Source organism: Promicromonospora sp. NPDC059942 (assembly GCF_042731755.1).
GTDB lineage: Bacteria > Actinomycetota > Actinomycetes > Actinomycetales > Cellulomonadaceae > Promicromonospora.
Map to the genome: position 1 here is coordinate 44,011 of NZ_JBHWLR010000014.1, position 19,445 is coordinate 63,455.

14 protein-coding genes are annotated in these 19,445 nt (G+C 76.2%); 3 read left to right on the top strand and 11 right to left on the bottom strand.

Annotation, left to right across the window (positions count from 1 at the left end; genetic code table 11):
- Positions 1–107: 107 nt before the first annotated feature.
- The 3 genes from ACFV9Q_RS20955 to ACFV9Q_RS20965 are packed head-to-tail and all read right to left on the bottom strand — an operon-like array spanning position 108 to position 4,742.
- Complete coding sequence (locus ACFV9Q_RS20955; protein ID WP_377235997.1) at positions 108–1,607, bottom strand: hypothetical protein; 1,500 nt, start codon at positions 1,605–1,607, stop codon at positions 108–110.
- Complete coding sequence (locus tag ACFV9Q_RS20960) at positions 1,588–3,261, bottom strand: hypothetical protein (protein ID WP_377235998.1); 1,674 nt, start codon at positions 3,259–3,261, stop codon at positions 1,588–1,590. The genes ACFV9Q_RS20955 and ACFV9Q_RS20960 overlap by 20 nt, the downstream gene beginning before the upstream one ends.
- Positions 3,258–4,742: a hypothetical protein gene (locus tag ACFV9Q_RS20965; RefSeq protein WP_377235999.1), complete on the bottom strand. Its 1,485-nt coding sequence runs from the start codon at positions 4,740–4,742 to the stop codon at positions 3,258–3,260. Before ACFV9Q_RS20965 ends, ACFV9Q_RS20960 begins: the two co-directional genes overlap by 4 nt.
- 189 nt (positions 4,743–4,931) lie before the next feature.
- Here ACFV9Q_RS20965 and ACFV9Q_RS20970 point away from each other — a divergent pair, with 189 nt between their 5' ends.
- Positions 4,932–6,389, top strand: coding sequence for a hypothetical protein (locus ACFV9Q_RS20970; RefSeq protein WP_377236000.1), 1,458 nt, complete (start codon positions 4,932–4,934; stop codon positions 6,387–6,389).
- 23 nt (positions 6,390–6,412) lie between these two features.
- Here the strand turns inward: ACFV9Q_RS20970 and ACFV9Q_RS20975 are convergent, their stop codons facing one another.
- Positions 6,413–7,801, bottom strand: coding sequence for a glycosyltransferase (locus tag ACFV9Q_RS20975; RefSeq protein WP_377236001.1), 1,389 nt, complete (start codon positions 7,799–7,801; stop codon positions 6,413–6,415).
- 53 nt (positions 7,802–7,854) lie between these two features.
- Between ACFV9Q_RS20975 and ACFV9Q_RS20980 the strand changes: the two genes are divergently transcribed.
- Entirely contained in the window at positions 7,855–9,345 is a 1,491-nt protein-coding gene (locus ACFV9Q_RS20980) for a hypothetical protein (protein WP_377236002.1), read from the top strand.
- Between the two features lie 220 nt (positions 9,346–9,565).
- Here the strand turns inward: ACFV9Q_RS20980 and ACFV9Q_RS20985 are convergent, their stop codons facing one another.
- From ACFV9Q_RS20985 to ACFV9Q_RS21005, 5 genes are all read right to left on the bottom strand, one after another.
- Positions 9,566–10,459, bottom strand: a complete 894-nt coding sequence (locus tag ACFV9Q_RS20985; RefSeq protein WP_377236003.1) for a ketopantoate reductase family protein — start codon at positions 10,457–10,459, stop codon at positions 9,566–9,568.
- Positions 10,456–10,866, bottom strand: coding sequence for a hypothetical protein (locus ACFV9Q_RS20990; RefSeq protein ID WP_377236004.1), 411 nt, complete (start codon positions 10,864–10,866; stop codon positions 10,456–10,458). Before ACFV9Q_RS20990 ends, ACFV9Q_RS20985 begins: the two co-directional genes overlap by 4 nt.
- A 181-nt stretch (positions 10,867–11,047) precedes the next feature.
- Positions 11,048–12,457, bottom strand: a complete 1,410-nt coding sequence (gene pntB / locus ACFV9Q_RS20995; protein ID WP_377236005.1) for a Re/Si-specific NAD(P)(+) transhydrogenase subunit beta — start codon at positions 12,455–12,457, stop codon at positions 11,048–11,050.
- Positions 12,454–14,058 carry a Re/Si-specific NAD(P)(+) transhydrogenase subunit alpha gene (locus ACFV9Q_RS21000; RefSeq protein WP_377236006.1) on the bottom strand — a complete coding sequence of 535 codons (1,605 nt, stop codon included), beginning with the start codon at positions 14,056–14,058 and terminating at the stop codon, positions 12,454–12,456. Before ACFV9Q_RS21000 ends, pntB begins: the two co-directional genes overlap by 4 nt.
- 104 nt (positions 14,059–14,162) lie before the next feature.
- Entirely contained in the window at positions 14,163–15,473 is a 1,311-nt protein-coding gene (locus ACFV9Q_RS21005; protein ID WP_377236007.1) for a cytochrome P450, read from the bottom strand.
- Between the two features lie 337 nt (positions 15,474–15,810).
- Between ACFV9Q_RS21005 and ACFV9Q_RS21010 the strand changes: the two genes are divergently transcribed.
- Complete coding sequence (locus ACFV9Q_RS21010; RefSeq protein ID WP_377230525.1) at positions 15,811–16,572, top strand: IclR family transcriptional regulator; 762 nt, start codon at positions 15,811–15,813, stop codon at positions 16,570–16,572.
- Between the two features lie 134 nt (positions 16,573–16,706).
- Here ACFV9Q_RS21010 and ACFV9Q_RS21015 read toward each other — a convergent pair whose 3' ends face one another.
- A complete protein-coding gene (locus ACFV9Q_RS21015) occupies positions 16,707–17,738 on the bottom strand; it encodes a diacylglycerol kinase family protein (RefSeq protein ID WP_377236008.1) in 1,032 nt (343 codons plus the stop codon).
- Between the two features lie 9 nt (positions 17,739–17,747).
- A complete protein-coding gene (locus ACFV9Q_RS21020; protein ID WP_377236009.1) occupies positions 17,748–19,367 on the bottom strand; it encodes an FAD-binding oxidoreductase in 1,620 nt (539 codons plus the stop codon).
- Positions 19,368–19,445 lie beyond the last annotated feature (78 nt).

The window sequence follows — 19,445 nt, forward strand, 5'->3', positions numbered from 1 at the left end:
GGCTGGCGATCTCCCCCCGGAGCTACTTCCCCACCCGATCTTCCAGAGAGTGGGGGCTGGGGGGGGTGGGGGTGGAAACCGGTTCAAAAGAAAAAAACACCCAGCACTCAGCTTTTGTGGGTGGGTGGGTGGGGGCTCAGCAGCTCCGACCAGCGGTCCAGCACGGCGTCGACCGTCGCTGTCGCCGTCGGGGTGCGGGGCATGCGGGCGCGGACGGCGATGCCGTCGTCCGAGCGGGAGACCCAGACCTGGAGGTCGTCGGCGCGGGTGGCGGCCGACACGTGGTGCGCCCGCCGTCCGGCGGCCGCGGCGTGCCCCGGCAGGCGGCGGTAGTCCAGGTACGACACCTGGAAGATGTCCGTCCGCGGGAACCGCAGCGGCTGGGGCAGCGACGTCACCACCTGCTCCAGCGGCACGGCGGCCAGCTCGCGCGCGGCACGCAGGGCCTTGCCGGTCGCGGCCAGGGCGGTGTCGGGCACGGCGGGCCGGACGGCGGCACCGGCGGGAACGGCCCAGGCCCGGTTCCCCGCGAGCGTGTGCCCGGCGCCGGAGTCGATCCGCAGCGGCACCGTGGTCGTGTGCCAGCCGACGGCGCCGCGGGCCGCCGCGTCGTCGCGGGTGTGCACCGGCAGCAGGGTCTCCAGGACGGCGGGGCCGCCCAGGTCCGCGACCGCCCGGGCCAGCGTGACCAGCACGGCCGCCGACGTCGACGCTCCGGCCGCCCGGGCGCGCGCCGCGACGGCGTCCGCGGTCGCGGCGTCGGCGAGCGGGCGCACGACGGTGCGCTGCGCGACCCGCTCGCCGTCGGGCACGCCGAGCGGCAGCGGGAACGTCGGCAGCGCCCAGCCGCGGTCCCGGAGGAAGCCGTGCCAGGTCGCGAGGCGTGGGTCGTCGGCGCCGACGGGCGGCGGGCCGGTGACTTTGCCGGACGCCGGACCCGTTGGATCCGCCGAGACCGGGTCGGCGACGATCGCGGTCGCGGCGACGGCGGGCAGTCCCGCCGCTCGGCCCGGGCCGGCGGTCCGGCCGGTCCCGCCGACGTGGGACCTGTCCCCTGTGCGCTCGGCGTACCGGGCGGCCAGCTCGTCGATCACGACGGTGGTGGACCACGCGTCGGTGTGCAGGTGGTCCATCCCGAGCACGATCGTCGAGCGGTCCGGGCGGCTGATCGCGGCGGGCAGGAACGCGGGGTAGCCGAACGGCGCGCAGCGCCGGGTGAGCTCGGCGACCAGGTGCTCGCGGGTCTCCGCGACCGTGTGGGTGACCGGGCCGTCGTGCCGCCGCCAGACCAGGTCGTCCGGGTCGTGCCGCACGAGGCCCACCTGCTCGGGCGCGGGACGGCGGACCGCCTCGACCCGCAGGCCCGGATGGTCGGCCACGAGGTCGCGGAAGCTGGCCTCCAGCGCCCCGGGATCGATCGGCCCGTCGACGTCGAACGCGGCGGTGATCCACACGCTCGGCTCGCCGGACCCGGCCCCGAGGAGGTGGTTGCGCTGGTTGTAGGTCGGCGCCGCCGCGGCCGGACGGCGCCCGGCACCGGGCGTGACGTCCCAGGTGAGGACCCGGCCGGGGGCCGGCTCCCAGAGGTCAGCCGAGAGAACCCGCACCGGTCGCCTCCAGCCGCGCGTCCCGCACGTCGGCACCCGTGGCGACGCCGGTGTCGCTCTCGGCGGCGGACGTCGCGGTGGCCTCGGCGACGGCAGCCTGGGCGACGGCACCCGCGGCCGCCTCGGCGACCGCAGCCGCGAACGTCGCCGTCAGCTCCGCGAGGTAGCGGTCCACGGCGGCCTGCGCCGCGGGGGTGTCCGGGGTCTGCGTGACGACGTACAGCCGCTCGTGGTCGCGGTTGACCCACAGCGACGCGTTCGCGGTGCGACCCTCCCCCGTGAAGTGCAGGCCGTTGTCGTAGGCGGGGCGCCCGACGCCGGGGAACCGCCGCAGGTCGAGGTAGCTGATGAGCTGCGGGCTGCCGAGGGAGGCCGGGTCGAGCACACCGCCGGCCAGCATGACGCCGAGCGCGGCGTGCACCGGCACCTCCGCCACCTTCCGGGCCTGGCGGAACGCAGCGTCGGCGGCGGGCAGGACGGCGGCGAACGACGCCGGGCCGCCGCCGTCGGGCACCGGGCCGGCGTCGGGCACCGGGGCTGCGTCGGACACAGGGAACGTGACCGGCGCGAAGTTGCACAGCCAGCCCTGCGTGGTCTCGAAACCGGGGCCGCGCGTGCCGACCACGGTGACGCCGAACCAGTCGGCCGCGCCGGTCAGCCGGGCGTCCGTGAGCGCGATCCCGGCGAACACCGCGCCGGTGAACCGGGCGCCGTGCGCGGCGGCGAGCGCGTCGATGTGCGCGAGGCCGGCGGCGTCGAGCAGAGTCGCGGAGCGGATCTTGACGGGGGCGGTCTCGCCCGGCGGCAGGCCGAGGTCCAGCGCGAACTGCGGCAGGCGGCCGCCGTGCGCGGTCACGGTGTCGGACCAGGCGCGGATCTGCGGCGCGTCCGCCGGGGTCGCCGCGGCGAGCTCGTGCTCGGCCCGGGCGTGGTCCAGGAAGGACCCGGCGGTGGTCGGGGGTTCGGCGGGAGCGGGGTCCGGGCCGCCGTCCGGCCCGCCGCCGTCCGGCCCGCTGTCGGCCGCGCCGCCGTCGTCCCCAGCGGCCGCGAGCTCCCGCCCGTACAGCTCCTCGATCTCGCTCAGCACCATGAGCTGGGACCCGCCGTCCGTGAACGCGTGGTCGCAGCCCCAGAACAGCCCGAACCCGTCGTCGGTCGCCACGGCGCCGAGCGCGAACGGGGCCCAGGAGTCGGGGAGGCACGCGGCGTCGAAGGTCGCGTTCAGGTGCCCGGTCACCCACTCGTCCCACCCGAGGCCGGGCACGGGCGAGAGGGCGGGCACGTCCACGGGCGCGAAGTCGACGGCGTCCGCCGGGACCAGGTGCCGCACCGCGGGGCCGCCCTCGGCGCAGGCGTCGACGTCGAACCAGGTGCGCAAGCCCTCGTGCCGCCGCACGAACCGGGTCAGGGCCCGGGCCAGGGCGGCGCCGTCGAACGGCCCGTCGAGGCGGGACGCGGTACCGGTCCAGGCGCGGTGCCGGCCGCCGGACGCCCGGCGCGCCGCGAAGGCGCGCAGGTGGTCGCCCTGCAGGAACGACGGCGGTCCGGGGTCCACCGGCGCCTGCCGGGCCGCGGCGAGCGCCGCCGCCGTGGGCCGCACGTGCACCACCTGCCCGGCGCGCGGGGACCAGGTGCCCAGGGCGCCGAGGATCATGCGACCGCCTCGCTCAGGCCGGCGGTGCCGAAGGCCCGGAAGCAGGCGCGGAGCTCCTCGATCAGGGCGTCCATGGCGGCGTGCGCCTCCGGGGTGTCGGGGTAGCGGGTGGAGACGTTGAGGCCGTCGTGGGTACGCAAGAACCACAGGTAGAGCTCGTCGGTGCCGTACGCGGGGCTGCGCAGGGTGCGGGCGTCCCAGGCGCTCCAGCGCTCGGCCCCGGGCACGAACCGTGTGTCCACGTAGGAGACGGCGAGGTGCGGTCCGTCGGTGATGCCGCCCAGCTCGGCGATGCGCGCGAACGAGTACCGCACCAGGGGCTTGCCCGCCGCGACCGCGGCGTGCACCCGCTCGACGGCGGCGGTCAGCGCGGCGCCGTCGATCACCCGGCGCGCGTCGGTCCGACCCGCGCGGCCCGCGCCGGCCCCGCCGGCGTCGACCTCACGCAGCACGGGGTCCACGCCGTCCAGGTCGAGATCGACGGGGCACAGGCCCACGTACCAGCCGACGGCGGCGGCGTGCTGCGGCGCGTACCGGGTGTGCATGGGCAGCACGAACCGGAGCCGGTCGATCCCGTGCACCCGTCGGGCGGCGTGCGCGAAGGTGGCCAGCACGCCGGACTGGGCGGACGCGCCGCGGGCCCGGCTGCGGGCGCTGAGGTCGTCGGTCTGGTCGGCGGTGGCGAGCCACGCGGACCGGGAGGCCTGCGGCCGGGCGGCCTCGGCGGCGTCGGCGGCCGGGTGCGTGACGCCCTCGGCGCCGTAGCGCGGGAACGTGGCGTCCGGCCCGAGGAAGTCGAGCCAGCGGTGCACGGGCTCGCCGTCGGCGGCGAGCGTCATCGCGAGCTTGCGGTCCTCGGCGGAGAAGTCCACGTGCGAGCCCACCTCCAGCGCGCGCAGCTCGGCGTCCGGCACGCCCCGGCGGGCGGCGTCGTACAGCGAGACGATCTCCTCGAACCACAGGAGCTGCGAGTAGGCGTCCATGACCGAGTGGTCGGCGCCGAACGCGAGCACGAAGCCGTCAGGGCCCGAACCGGCCGCCGGCTGGTCCGGCACGACGCTGGCCAGGACGCAGTGCGGCCAGGCGGTCGGCGAGACGTCGGCGAGCAGGCTGGGCAGCAGGACCGTGACCTGCGCGGCGGTCAGGCGGCCGACCACGAGGTCGCGGACGGCGACGGCCTCGGCCGGGGCCGTGACGCGCCGCCAGCCCGCGCCGGCGTCGCGGGTCACTGTGGTGCGAAGCACCTCGTGGCGGCTCAGCCAGGCGTGGATCGCGCGGCGCAGCGGCTCGGGCTCGTAGGGCCCGGGGACCCGCAGCACCGAGCCGATCCAGGAGCCCGGCTCGGAGTCGCGCAGGTGCGCCTCGTGCCCCGGCGAGAGGTCGCGCGGGTCCTGCTGCCAGCGCCCGGCGTCGGCCCGCGGCGTCCAGGACGTCACGACCCCGGCGGGCAGGTCGTAGGCCGAAAGCTCGGTGTATTCCATGCGGTCGGGTCCCTCGATCGGTCTGTGGGCACGGCCAGCACGACGTCGGACGAGTTCCGCGGTCCCCTTGCGGCGACCTTTATACCGGATTCGCCGGGTGAAAGTTAGTCCCCCCGTAATGCCCGGTATGGTCGGTCTGCTGAAGCCCACGGTCCCCTCCGGGACCGCGAACCGACCGGAGAGACGAGCGTGACGGACCCGCCACCCGCACTGCGCCTGCAGTTCGCCGACGACATGTTCCTGCGCCGGCACGACGGCGGCGCGAGCCCCGCCGTGAACCAGGTGCTGTGGCGCCTCGACGGCCCCTTCGACGCCGATCGCCTGCGTGACCTGGCCGAACGCCTCGCCGCCGGGTCCCTGCACCGGCGCGTGGTGCGCGCCCGCGTGCCCGGCGCGCGGCACCGCTGGGCGCCCGCGGGCACCCTGCCGGTGCTGGACCTGCAGACGGCGCCCGTGCCCGAGGGCGGCATCGGCGCCTGGGCGCAGGCCGAGGCGGACGTGCCGCTCGACCCCGCGAAGGGCCTCTCCTGGCGGATCTCCGCCGCGGACGTCGCAGGCCGCCCGGGCGCCGGCGGCGCCGGGACCGTAGCCGGGTCGGTCGTCTCGCTCACCTGCGCGCACGCCGTGGCCGACGGCGCGGCCCTGATCGACGCCGTGGTGCGCGCCGCGACGCACGCCGAGCCGATCGTCGTCCCGGCACCCGAGCGCGGCCGGCGCGCGCTGCTCGCGGACGCCGCCGACGCCGCGGCGCAGGCCGCCGCCGTCGCACGCTGGGCCCGGGACAAGGCCCGGGCGAAGGCGCAGGCTGCCGCGCAGGAGGCCGCCCCGCAGATCGAGGCCGCCGAGGCGCCGGGCACGCGGCACGAGCCCGTGCCGCCCCCGCCGGACGCGCCCGCGGCCGCCGGCTCCGCCGGGGTGCCGGTCGCGGCAGGCCCGGCCGCCGAGCCAGCCGACCACGCCGCCGACGCCGGCTGGCGCGTGCCCGTGCTGCACGTCGAGCTCCCCGCCGACCAGGTGACCCAGGCCGCCGCCGCGCACGGCGGCACGCCCAACACCTGGTTCGTCGCGTTCCTCGCCCGCCTGGTGCACGCCACGGGCCGGTTCCCGGGCGAGCCCGTGCCCGTGGCGCTGCCCGTGTCGACCCGCGGCGCCGACGACCCCCGGGCGAACTCGACCAAGATCGCGCGCGTCACCATCCCGGCCGACGTACTGGCCCACCGCGACCTCGGCTGGGTCCGGGCGGCCGCCAAGGAGGCGTACACCGCCATCGGGCAGGCGGAGCCCGGGGTGGCCCCGGTGCCGCTCGAGCTGGTGCAGATGCTGCCGGACACCCTGGTCGGCCGCCTGCCGCAGCCGCCGGTCGCGGCCGCGCTGGCGTCCAACCTGGGCCGCCCGCCCGAGGGCTACACGCAGGCGGCGGGCGGCCCGGTCCGCGCCGTCGCCACCCTGTCGCACTACCAGGGTGCGTCGGCCGCCGAGCTGCGCGCCGCCGGCGGCGGGCTGGTCGCGTTCTGCACCACGGCGGGCCGCACGACGACGCTCAGCGTCGCCGCCCTCGACCCCGACCGCGTCGCCGACGCCGACACGCTGCGCCGCCTGGTGCTGGCCGAGGCCGAGGCCTGGAAGCTGCCGGCGGCCCCGTGGTGAGTGGGCGGGGTTGGTGTGCCGGCTCAGGCTTGACGTCGCTGGGTGCCGGCGATGGCGTCTGCCGCCGCCGCGACCGCCTCGCCCGGGGGCACGAGCCGCGCCCCGAGCGCCGCGGCCCGGGCCGCGGTGGCCTCGTCGAGCACCTCGGCCAGCGCTCCGGCGAGCACGCCGGGCTGCGTCAGAGTGCTCGCGCGGCGGGCCACGCCGACCCCCGCGCCGCGCAGCAGGTCGCCCCACATCGGCTGGTCGGCGGAGTACCAGCCGACGACGGCGGGCAGGCCCGCGCGCAGCGCCGCCGCCGTCGTCCCGGCACCGCCGTGGTGCACGGCCGCGCGGCAGCGGGGCAGCACCGCCGCGTGGTCGACGGCGCCGACGACGCGCACGCGCTTCGCGTCGGGCCCCGCCGCGTCGCCCGGGCCGCTGGTGTCGCCCGGGCCGCTGGTGCCTGCCGCCCCCGAGAAGTCGTTCCAGCCCGCGCTGACCAGCGCCCGCACGCCGAGGTCGGCGCACGCGGCGTCGACGGCGGCGAGCAGCGCGGCCGGGTCCGCCACGGGCATGGAGCCGAAGCCCACGTAGACGGGCGGCTCGCCGTCGCCCAGCCAGGAGTCGAGCCCGGCGTCGAGGCCGCCGTCGAGGCTGCCGTCGAGGCCGAGTCCTCCGTCGAGCCCCGCGTCCGACCCGGCGCCGGCCTCCCCGAGGCGCGCGCGGGCGTCGTCGTCCAGGGCGAGGAAGCCCGTCAGCGGGCGGCGCGGCCCCCACTCGCCGACCAGTCCCGGGGCGAGCGCCGGGTCGTAGGCCTGGATCTCCACGGCCCCGGCGTCGCGCAGGCGGGTGGGCAGGTGCACTCGCGTGGCGCCGAGCCCGAGCTCGGCGCGCTGGGCGTTCTCCGCCCGGCGGGTCAGGCCCCAGCGCACCCGCTCCCCCAGCGCCCAGACGGCACGCGTCGCGCCCGGGCCGCGTACGCCGCTCACCGGCGACACCACGCCGTTGGCCCGCACCGGGCAGTAGTGCAGTGCCGCCATGGCCAGGCCGCGCCGCTCGGCGACCGCTGCGGCCACCTCCTGGCCCAGCAGGCCGGTCACCACGGTGTCCGCGCCGCCGACGTCGTCGAGCAGCGCCACGAGCCCGGTCCGGAGCTCGTCCCAGCCGGCCGACGCCACGGCGCGCAGCGCCCGCACCCGGCGCACCGGGTGCGCGGACCGCATGTCGCGCCGCACCAGGTCGGACCCCAGCAGCGCCGCCGAGTCGATGCCCAGCGGCACCGGGTCCAGGCCCAGCCGCGCGGCCAGCGGCACGAGGTTCGGCGCCACGCCGGTGACCACCTCGTGCCCGCGCCGGCGCAGCTCCAGGGCGACCGCGAGGGCCGGCTGGACATCTCCTCGACTGCCCACCAGGGCCATGACATGACGCACGCGCGCAACCTACACGCCCGCCGACCACCCGCCCGCCCGGCACCGGAGAACCAGTGACCAGCCCTGTGACCAGCCCACCCGCCATCCCGCCGAACCTCCCGCCGGCCACCCGGCCGGCCATTCCGCCGACCGCAGCCTCCCCCGCCGCGAGCAACCGCCTGACCTACGACGACGACCTGTTCCTGCGCACGCGCCGGGTGCTCGGCGTGGCCGTGGTCAACCAGACCGTCTGGCGGCTGCCGGCGCCGCTGGACGTCGACGCGCTGCGCGCCCTGCACCGCGGCCTGGCCGAAGGCCCCCTGCAGCGCGTGGTGCGGCCCGGCCGCCTCCCGGGCGCCCGCGCCCGCTGGTCGGCGTCCACCAGGCTGCCGGACCTGCTCATCGGGTCCGCGCCGGTGCCCGAGGCCTACGTGCTCGCCTGGGCGGACGAGCAGGCCCAGGTGAGCCTGGACCCGGAGCGCGGCCCGACCTGGGCGCTGTCCGCCGCGCCGACGACGAGCGGCGGGAGCCTGCTCAGCCTCGTCACCTCGCACGTGGTGGCCGACGGCGGGATGCACGTGGGTGCCGTGGAGGCCGCCGTCGCCGCCGCGGCGGCCCGAGGCGCCTTCGCGGGCGGGTACGCCGAGGGCGCGCCGTCGTCCGACGGACGCCGCCTGCCCAAGGAGGGCGAGCGGATCCGCACCGGACTCGTGGCCGACCTGCGCGACGCGACGGACCAGGCGCGCGCCGCCGTGGGCGGCCTGCGCCGGATGGCGCGGCAGGGCCCGGTGCCGCCGCTGATGGCGCAGCAGTCCGCGGACCGGCCCCGGCCCGCCCCGCGGCCCGACGACGCCGAGCCCGCCCATCCGCCGATCGTCGTCGTGGACACGGACGCCTCCACCTGGCACCGCGCGGCCCACGCCGCGGGTGGCACGGCGAACAGCCTGCTCATCGCGGTGTGCACGGAGATCCTGCTCGCCGCGGGCGCCGCGCGGGCGGGCATGCCGGTGCGCGTGTCGCTGCCCGTGAGCCTGCGGCAGCCGGGCGACCTGCGGTCCAACGCGACGTCCGGGGTGTCCATCGCGGTGGACACCACCGTGACGCCCGCGCCCGAGCGGGCCGGCGTGGTGGCGGACATGGGCCAGATCCGGGCCCGCTCCAAGGCCGAGTTCGCGGCCCTGACCTCCGGCACGCGGGTGGACACCCTGGGCCCGCTCAAGCCGCTCATGCAGATGGTGCCCGACGCCGTCGCCAAGCGGGCGGCGCGCGACGGCACCGCGCCGCTGTGCCTGGCCTCCAACCTGGGCCGCCTGCCGACGGCGTTCGCCGCGCCGCTCGGCACGCCCGCCTCCAGCGTGCTCATGCGGGGCGTGACGCAGGGTCTGACGCGCGGCCGGCTGCGCCAGATGCGCGGCGGCCTGGACTCCTGGTGGTCCGAGCACAACGGCATCGCGACGCTGGCGGTGCTCGGGCTGGACGACGAGCGGCTGGGCACGCCCGCCCAGGTGCGCGCGGCGGTCGAGAGCGTGTACGCGCGGCACCGGCTGCCGGTCCGGTTCTGGTGACCCCGTTGAGGCCGGTCGCCGGGCCGGCGGGCGACCGATCTTCTTTGCCTGTTGGTCTTCTCCTTTTTGGGGGCCGGGTTTTTTTTGTTGGGGGGAAAAAAAACCAAAAACACCCCGGGCCTCAAAGGGGAGGACGGCGGCCGGATTCTCGCCAAAGGGGGCGGACGGCGGCCGGGTCTCACAAAAGGGGGCGGACGGCGGCCCGGCACATCGGTGTCGCCTAGCGGCCGACCGACGCCGCCAGCTTGTCGACCGTCGCGGTGAGCACCGGCATCACGATGCCGTGCCGCGCACCCGCGCGCAGGATCGCACCGCCGATCGGATCGAGCTCGCCCGGCCGCCCCGCCGACAGGTCGGCCTCCAGCGAGCCGACGGTCAGCGGCGGCATCCCGGCCAGCAACCCGCGCAGGTCCGCACCCGTGGTGGGCACGCCCTCGGCGGAGGCGACGGCGGCGATCTCGTCCAGGAGCCCGGCGGTGAGCGCCGGGTCGCGGTCCAGGGCGTCGGCGATCCCGGTCTTCCACGTGGAGGTCAGCAGGGACAGGGCGGCGAGGAACCGCAGCTTCTTCCAGAGCACCTCGGTCTCGGTGCCGCCGGTCTGCAGCACGGCCCCGGTGTCCCGCAGGGCGGCGGTCAGGCCGAGGTCGGCGGCGGCGTCGGGCACCACGATCGTCAGCAGGTCGAAGGAGTGCGTGACGGTCGCCGGGCCGGGGCCCTCGGCGGGGGTGCGCCGCGTCTGGCCCGCGATGGTCGCGCCGAACACTGCCGCCCCGGGGGCCGCCGCGCGCAGCGGCACCATGTGCTCGACGCCGTTGAGCAGAGCGATCACCTCGACCGGGTCCGCGGCGCGCAGCAGGTCCGCCGCGGTGGCGACGCCGTCCGCCTTGACCGCGACCAGCACGCGCGCACCGCGCGGCACCGTGGTGGACGCCGCCAGCGGCGCGTGCCACGACCCGAACATGTCGGAGACCACGTCGAGCCCGTGCTCGGCGATGTGCGCGGCGGTCCGCTCGCGCGCGACGACCGTGACGTCGTGCCCCGCGCGCTGCATGAGGGCGGCCATGAGACCGCCGATCGCGCCCGGGCCGACCACGGCGACCGGCGCGTCGCTCACGCGGCCATCCGCACCGGAGGGTGCCCCTTCGACCCGGGGATCGCGGTGGGACGCGCCGCCTTGCGGCGGCGGATCGTCACCAGCACGCCGGCGGACGCCGCCGCGAACGCCAGCACGCCGAAGCCGGTGGACCACGCGTCCAGGTCGACCGAGAGGGTGAAGGCGACGATCGCGCCGACCGGGGCCAACATGCCGACGAGCACGGAGATGCGGGCCAGGCGCAGGGCGCGGGCGATCCGGGCGACGGACCAGCCGACGACCGCCCAGGTGAGGACGGTGAGGGCGGCCCCGCCCACGGAGGCGAAGATCTCGCCGGCGTTGTGCGCGCCGGACGGCGGCCCGAACCAGAAGAGCTCGGTGGTCGCCACAAGCACCAGGAACCCCACGATCGCGGCCGTTCCGGTCACGAGAGAGCGTGTCAACACTCGGCCTCCGCACTGAGGGACTGCGCCGGACTTTCCTGGCGCGCCCCTTTATACCAACTCGTTACCGCGCGGTGTGAGCGCGTCACCCTCAATTCACCCACACATGACCACCAGAATGCAAAAGGCCCAGGCCAGGCCGGGCCGGACCAGACCCCCGACGCCGTCAGAGGGCCTGGACGATCAGCTCCACCTGGTCCTTCGCGTCCCCGAACAGCATGGCGGTGTTCTCGCGGAAGAACAACGGGTTCTGCACACCCGCGTAGCCCGTGGCCATCGACCGCTTGAAGACCACCACCTCCCGAGCCTGCCACACCTCCAGCACCGGCATGCCCGCGATGGGCGAGCCCGGGTCGTCCTGGGCGGCCGGGTTCACCGTGTCGTTGGCGCCGATCACGAGCACGACGTCGGTCGCGGCGAAGTCGTCGTTGATCTCGTCCATGCCGAGCACCTGGTCGTAGGGCACCTTCGCCTCGGCGAGCAGCACGTTCATGTGGCCCGGCAGCCGGCCGGCCACGGGGTGGATGCCGAACCGCACGGTGGTGCCGCGCGCCGTGAGCCGGGCGACGAGGTCCGCGACCGGGTACTGGGCCTTCGCCACGGCCATGCCGTAGCCGGGCACCACGATCACCGACCGGGCGGCGGTCAGGCGGTCGGCGACCTCCAGCGCCGTCGTCTCCCGGTAGGTGCCCTGCTCGGCCGGGGCGCCCTGCGCGACGACGCCGGTCTCCGCGCCGAACCCGCCCAGGATCACGCTGACGAACGACCGGTTCATCGCGCGGCACATGAGGTAGCTGAGGATCGCACCCGAGGACCCGACGAGCGCGCCCGTGATGATGAGCAGGTCGTTGCCCAGCATGAAGCCCGCCGCTGCGGCCGCCCAGCCCGAGTAGGAGTTGAGCATCGAGACGACGACGGGCATGTCGCCGCCGCCGATCGCCGCGACCAGGTGCCAGCCGAGGGCCAGGGCGACCAGGGTCATGAGGAGCAGCGGCACCAGCCCGGACTCCTCCGCCGTGAGGAACCACCAGAGCAGCCCCGCGCAGGCCACGAGGGCGGCGAGGTTGAGCCAGTTGCGGCCCGGAAGCAGCAGGGGCGACGAGCGGAGCCGGGCCGACAGCTTGCCGAAGGCCACCACGGAGCCCGTGAACGTCACGGCGCCGATCAGCACGCCCAGGAACACCTCGACGAGGTGCACGGTCGCGCCCGCCCCGCCCGTCCCGGGATCGGTCAGGTAGGAGCCGAAGCCCACCAGCACGGCCGCCGCGCCGACGAACGAGTGCAGCAGCGCGATGAGCTCGGGCATCTGAGTCATCTCGACGGTCCGCGCCCGCCAGGTGCCGACCGCCGCGCCCACCAGGAGGACGAGCAGGATCAGTCCGGCCGTCACGCCCACCGGCCGCTCGGACCGGTCCAGGGCCAGCGCGATCGTCGCCACCAGCGCGAGCCCCATCCCGGTCATGCCGAGCAGCACGCCGCGCCGCGCCGTCTCCTGCTTCGACAGGCCGGCCAGCGACAGCACGAACAGGACTGCCGCCACCAGGTACACCGCCTGCACCACCGACTCGACGCTCATCGGCCCTCCCCCTCGCCCGGGCTGTGGTGGAACATGCCGAGCATGCGGTGGGTCACCAGGAACCCGCCGAAGATGTTGATGCTCGCGACCGCCGAGGCCAGCACGGCGAGCGTGGTCACCACCGGGTCCGCCGAGCCGATCTGGAGCATCCCGCCCACCAGGATGATCCCGGAGATCGCGTTGGTCTGGGACATGAGCGGGGTGTGCAGGGCGTGGCTGACGTGCGAGATCACGTAGAACCCGACCACCACGGCCAGCGCCAGCACGGTGAAGTGGGCCGCCTGGTCCGGCGGGGAGGCCGCCACGGCCAGCGTCGCCAGCACGGCACCGAGGGCGACGAGCACCCAGCGCGCGGACGACGGCGCGGGGCGGGTCCCGCCGGCCGCCCGGGCTCCGCCGGCCGCCCGGGCCGGGGTCCCGGCAGGCTCGCGCGGCTCGCCCGGCTCCTCGCCCGACGGCGCGGGCGCGGCGGGCGCCGACACGGCCACCGGGGGCGGCGGCCACAGCACCTCGCCGCCGGCGGCGACGGTCATCCCGCGCACGACGACGTCGTCCGGGTCGAGCGCGAGGCGGCCGTCCCGTTCCGGGGTGCCGAGCTGGACCAGGTTGGCGACGGCCGTGCCGAGCAGCTCCGAGGTGTGCCGCGGCATGCGGTCGGGCAGGTCCGTGTACCCGAGCACGACGACGCCGTTGTCGCTGACCACGCGCTCGCCCGGCACGGTCAGCTCGCAGTTGCCGCCGCCGGGCGCGGCGAGGTCGACGACCACGCTGCCGGGCCGCATGCACGCGACCATCTCGGCGGTGATCGTGGTGGGGGCGGTCCCGCGCACGAGGGCCGTGGTGACGACGATGTCGGCCGCGGCCGTCTCGACGGCGTACGCGCGGAGGGCTGCCGCCTCCTGGCCGGCGGTCAGGGCCTGGGCGTACCCGTCGGCGCTGACCTGCTGCGCGGCGTCGTCGGCCCGGACCACCGTGGCGCCCATGGACTCGATCTGCTCCGCCACCTCGGGCCGCACGTCGAAGGCGCGCACCTGCGCGCCGAGGCTGCCCGCCGCGCCGATGGCCGCGAGCCCGGCCACGCCGGCGCCGATGACGAAGACGTTCGCGGGCGGCGTGGTGCCCGCCGCCGTGACCTGGCCGGAGAACATGCCGCCGAACTCGGCGGCGGCCTCGACCACGGCCCGGTACCCCGCGACGTTCGACAGCGCGCTGAGCACGTCGAGCGACTGCGCGCGGGAGATGCGCGGCACGGCGTCGAGCGCCAGGGCGGTGACGCCGCGGGCCGCGAGCGTCCGCACCAGGTCCGGCCGGGCGGCGGGCGCGACCTGGGCGATCAGCACCGCCCCGGGCCGCAGCGCCGCCGGGCCGGGCGCGCCGAGGTCGTCGGGCGCGCGCGTGACCGCCACGACGTCGGCGGCCCACGCCTCGCCGTCGGGCACGACGGCGGCTCCCGCGGCCGCGTAGGCGGCGTCGGGGAAGCCCGCCCCCGCGCCCGCTCCCGCCGCCACGGCGACCTCGTAGCCGAGGCCGACCAGCCGGCCGGTGGTCGCGGGGGTGGCGGGCACGAGCGGCCCGCCGTCGTCCGGTATGCCGATGCGCATGTGACCCTCCTTGCTCACAGGCGCAACCTACCTCCGGGACCCCTCGCCCGGGCACTACCACCTGCAAAGGGGTCGCGTGCTATGCCTGCCCGGCCGGGCTATGCCTACCCGGCCGGGCCGGCCTGCTCGACGGGCGCGGCCGGGTCGGCGTGCACCGGGAAGGTGACCGGGATGCTCACCGGCTGGCGGATCCACAGCGACCGTTCCCACGCGACGTCGGCGGCGGGGATCCGCAGCACGACCTCCAGCCGGCGCAGCACCGTCTCGACGGCGATCTTCGCGATCACGCGCGCCGTGCGGGGCGCCGGGCAGGCGTGCGGGCCGGTGCCGAAGGAGACGTGGGCCCGGCTGCCGACGTGGTCCCACGGGTCGCCCGTGTCCATCCGCGGGTCCGTGTTCGCCGCGTGGATCGCGAGGACGAGCGGGTCACCCGCCGCGACGAGCTTGTCGTCCAGCACCACGTCCTGCCGGGCGAACCGGGGCAGGCTGTGGATTGTCGGCGTGGACCGCCACAGCACCTCGTCCATCGCGCTGTCCAGGTCGATGCGGCCGCCGTGCAGCCGCCCCGAGAACCGCGCGTCCGCGAGCGTCAGCAGCAGGGTCTGCGCCACCCAGGCGGTCAGCGTCAGGTTGCCCGAGTAGGCCACGGTGAGCAGGGTGTGGGTGACCTCGACGTCGTCCCGCATGTTCGGATGGGCGGCCAGCGAGCTTGCCAGGTCGCGCCGCGGGTGCTCCCGGCGCACCGCCACGAGGTCGCCGAGCATCCGGTCCAGCTCGTGCACGGCGTCGGCGGCGTCGGTGCCGCCCGCGGCCATCCGGCGCGTCAGGTCGAACAGGCGCTGCCCGTCCTCCGGGTCGAAACCGATCATGTCGGCGACCACGAGGAGCGGGATCACCGACGCGTACTCCAGCATCAGGTCGGCGCGGCCGCGGTCCTCGAAGCGGTCGATGAGCAGGTTGCAGAAGGACCGCACCTTCGCCGCCGTGAGCGGCTCGGAGAGCTGCTCGAACGCGTCGTCGAGGGGGACGCGCAAGCGCTGCCGCAGCGCGCCGTCGGCGTGGTTGGCGGAGAAGCGCTGGTGCGACGTGAGCACGGGGCGCAGGCCCGACGTCCGCGGCAGACCGCCGCGCGCGTGCCCGTTCCAGAGCTGCGGGTCGGTGGCGAACACGTGCTCGTTGCGCATGATGTCGTACACGAGCCGCTGCCCCATGACGAGCCACGCGGGCACCCCGGGCTCGAGCTCGACCGGGGCCACCTCGCCCCACTGCGCCCCGAGCTCGTCGTAGAGCTCGCGCGGGTCGGCCAGCCCCGACGCCTCGACCAGCGGCCGCAGGTGCGGGACGGCGTCGAGCCGGAGCGGCCGCGTGCCCCGCCAGGGCCGGTCCTGGGTGGTGTCGCTCAGGTCGTCGAGCACAGTCGCGGGCCTCTCGCGGGACGGCTCCGGCCCGCGCGGACGGTCCGGCGGCCTCGGGGGGACTTGTCGGATATCACCCAGTTCGTGTATTTTCATTGATTCACCGTATCTGTGCAGTCGTCCTCGATCGCCCAGGGTGAACCCACCCGTCTTGCTGTTTTGTACCGTGACCTCGGCCACACCCGTGGCTAACATGTCTGCGAGGGCAGACAAACTGTCGCACCCTCGCACCACCCTGTCGAGACCTGTCAGACCACGTTCACCCTCGACAACGCACTGTCGAAAAGGCACCGTCACACAGGTACCGTCGGCCCACTCCGGCGAGCAAGGGGGACACGTGACACTCAACTCCGAGCGGGAGCGTCCCGACGACCTTGTGCAGAGCGTCGCTCGCGCCTTCCGCGTCCTCGAGGTGGTCACCCGCTTTCCGGGCCTGCCCGTCAAGGCGATCGCCCGCCGCAGCGGCCTCAACCTCTCCACCACTTACCACCTCGTGCGCACGCTGGCCTACGAGGGGTACGTCACCCGGCTCAAGGACGGCACCTACGACGTCGGCGAGCAGGTGAGCCACCGGTTCTACGAGCAGCTCGGCTCGCTCGGCCGCGGCCCCGACACGCGCGAGGTGCTGCGCCACCTCGCGCAGAGCAGCGGCTACAGCGCGTACCTGGGCCGCATCAGCGCGGGCCGGGTGGTCGTCGTCGACTACGCGGAGGCCCCCGGCTCCCCGTACATCGAGGACCTGGAGCGCGGGCTCGACGTCTCGGCGCACGCCACCGCGCTCGGCAAGGCGTTGCTGCTCGGCATGTCCCGCCGCGAGCGCCACGAGCTCGTGGTCGACGCCGGGATGCGCAAGTTCACGCCGCGGACCGCGGCCGACATGACAGCGCTCGACGCCCAGCTCGCCCGCCTGCGCCCCGACGCCGTCGTCGAGGAGCACGGGGAGTTCCGCAACGACATCGCCTGCGCCGCCTACCTCGTCCCCCGCCGCGTGGGGGACGACACGTCGTGGGCCGTCGGGCTGAGCATCCCGGGCGAGGTGGTGCCGCCGCACGCCCGCCGCGAGCTGAGCCTGGTGGCGGGAGACCTCGCGGGGGTCTGACCCGCGCGAGACCCCGCCGTCCGCATCCTTCGCCGTCCGGCATCCTCTTTGAGGCCCGGGTTTCTTCGCTTTGAGGCGGCTAAAAGAGAAGAAAGCCGGGCCTCAAAGGGGATGGGGGCAGCCGCCCCCGGGCGTCAGGCCGGGACGCAGAGGGTCAGGGACCGGCGCCGGGCCTCGACCGTCACCGGGACCGGGCCCATCGGCTCGCCGTCCGCGTACGTGACCAGGCCGGCCGGGGCCGCCAGGCGGACGGCGGACACCCGCAGCGTCGTGACCTCCGGCCGCTCGACGTGCGTGCCGGCCTTGATGAGCGCGTCGAACGCGAGCAGCCGGAACCGGCCCATCGCCTGGACGAGCGTGACGTCGAGCAGGCCGTCGGCCGGGTCCGCGCCGGGGCAGATCGGCACGCCGCCGCCGTAGGTCCTGGTCAGGCCGATCGCGAGCATGTACCCGTCCTGCTCCAGCACGCGCAGGCCCGACGCCGGTGCCACTGCCGGCTCCGTCCCGGCCGGCCCCGTCCCGGCTGGCTCAGTCACAGCAGGCCCGGCCGCACCAGACCCCGCCGCACCAGACCCCGCCGCACCAGCCGCAGCCTCCCCCGTCAGCTCCAGCCGGTACCCGAACCGCCGCAGCCGCAGCCATTCGAGGTAGACGGCGGCGAGGTACCGCGCCGGCCCGCGCGGCCACGTCATGCGGTTGGTGCGCTCGTTGGTGCGCGAGTCGAGGCCCGCGCACAGCACGGTGACGAAGTGCCGCACCGTGCCGTCGGCGGCCGTGACGGTGCCCGTGTCGACCTGGCGGCGCGCGCCGTCGAGCACGAGGTCGGCGGCGGCCGCGGCGTCGTCCAGCGGGATGCCGTGCTCGCGCGCGAGGTCGTTGCCCGTGCCGCCGGGGATCACGGCCAGCGGGATACCCGCGGCGAGCACGGGCCCCAGCACCGACGAGACCGTGCCGTCGCCGCCCACCACGACGACGACGTCGGGCCGCTCGGCGACCGCCTGCCGCCCGAGCGCGACGGTCTCGCGCTCGTCCGCGCCCTGGTAGACCTTGACGTGGGCGCCCCGGGCCCGCAGGCGCTCGACGGCGACGTGCCCGCTGTCCGCCCCGACGCCGTGGCCCGAGGCGGGGTTGACGAGCACCGCGATGTGCCCGACCTGCTCAGTCATGGCCGCAACCTACCCGAGGGTGTCTCCGAGCAGGGCGCCCGGGTTCATGATCCCGGCCGGGTCGAGCTCGGCCCGCATCGCCCGCAGCATGCGCAAGCCCGTCGCGCCGATCTCCTGCTCCAGCCAGGGCGCGTGGTCGGCGCCGACGCCGTGGTGGTGGCTGATGGTGCCGCCCGCGGCCATGATCGCGTCGTTCACGCCGGACTTGACCCGGTCCCACGGCTCCAGCGGGTCGATGCCCAGCCCTGCGATCACCGTGAAGTAGAGGGACGCGCCGGTCGGGTACACGTGCGAGATGTGGCACAGGATGCGGTGCTTCGCACCCTCCCGGTCGAACCCGTCGGCCAGCGCCGCGGTGACGGCCGCCTTGAGCGTGGCCAGGTTCGACCAGGTGGTGGCGGTCTCCAGCGTCTCGCAGAAGACGCCGGCGGCGAGCAGCGCGTCGCGCAGGTACGGCGCCTTGAAACGACCGTGGTCCCAGGACGCGGCCAGCTTCTCGGCGGCGGGCCGCCCGCCCGCCTCGCGCAGCACGCGCGTGGTCGCCTCCCGGCGCGCGGCGGCCAGGTCCGCGGGCCCCTCGTGCACGACGACGGCGGAGCAGCCCCGGGTCAGCGCCTTGCCGATGTTGCCGACCTGGGCGAGGGACACGGCCGTCTCCTCCTCGTCGGACAGCCGGATCACGGTGGGGCCCGTGCCGAGCTGCGCCACGCGGCGCAGGCCGTCGGCGCCCGCGGCGAAGTCGCGGAAGGTCCAGGCGTCGAACAGCCGCGCCTCGGGCGTGGGGTGCACCCGCAGGCGCACCTGCGTGATCACGCCGAACACGCCCTCCGAGCCCAGGAACCAGCGCACCAGGTCGGGGCCGGCCGCCGAGCCGGGCGCCCGGCCGAGGTCGAGCGTGCCCGTGGGCGTGACGACCCGCAGGCCGGTCACCATGGCGTCGAACCGCCCGTACCCGGCGGAGTTCTGGCCCGACGACCGCATGGCGGCGAACCCGCCGAGGGTCGCGAACTCGAAGCTCTGCGGGAAGTGCCCCAGCTCGAAGCCCCGCCCGGCCAGCGCGGCCTCGGCGGCGGGCGCCGTCGTCCCCGCGTGGAAGGTCGCCTCGTGGGAGACGTCGTCCAGGGCGACCAGGCCGGTGAGCCGGCGCAGGTCGAGGCTGACCACACCCCGGTGCGGACCGGCGTCCGGGGCCAGGCCGCCGGTCACGGCGGTGCCGCCGCCGAAGGGCACGACGGCGAGGCCACGCTCGGCCGCGACCGCCAGCACGGCGGCGACGTCGTCCTCCGAGCCCGGCCGCACGACGGCGCCCGGCGCCGCCTGCTCCGCGTGCCGGCGGCGCAGCAGGTCCGGCGTGGACTTGCCGCCGGCGTGCAGCAGCCGCACGTCGTGGCCGGTGTCCACGTGCTCGGCACCGACGACGGCGGCGAGCGCCGCCACGTCGTCGGCGGGCAGGGGCGGGGTGCTGATCGTGACGTCGGCGAGGTCCGGGCCGGGCGGCGGCGCGGGCGTGCGGCCGAGCACGGCCGTGAGCAGGAGCTTCACGCCGCCCGGGAGTCCGTGCGCGCGGGCCGGGTCGCCCCAGCCGTCCCACCGCATGTCGATGCGCTCGTCGTCGGGCTGTGTGCTCACGCGTCCTCCGGGTCGGGTCGACGGCCATGTCGTGGTCGACGGCGGCTGGTGTTGGCCACCATCCGGCGTCGCGTTACA

Coding starts and splice junctions, on each gene's coding strand:
- pntB (WP_377236005.1), bottom strand. CDS start 12,457: ATGAGCGTCGAGTCGGTGGTGCAGGCGGTGTACCTGGTGGCGGCAGTC.
- ACFV9Q_RS20960 (WP_377235998.1), bottom strand. CDS start 3,261: ATGATCCTCGGCGCCCTGGGCACCTGGTCCCCGCGCGCCGGGCAGGTG.
- ACFV9Q_RS20965 (WP_377235999.1), bottom strand. CDS start 4,742: ATGGAATACACCGAGCTTTCGGCCTACGACCTGCCCGCCGGGGTCGTG.
- ACFV9Q_RS21015 (WP_377236008.1), bottom strand. CDS start 17,738: ATGACTGAGCAGGTCGGGCACATCGCGGTGCTCGTCAACCCCGCCTCG.
- ACFV9Q_RS21000 (WP_377236006.1), bottom strand. CDS start 14,058: ATGCGCATCGGCATACCGGACGACGGCGGGCCGCTCGTGCCCGCCACC.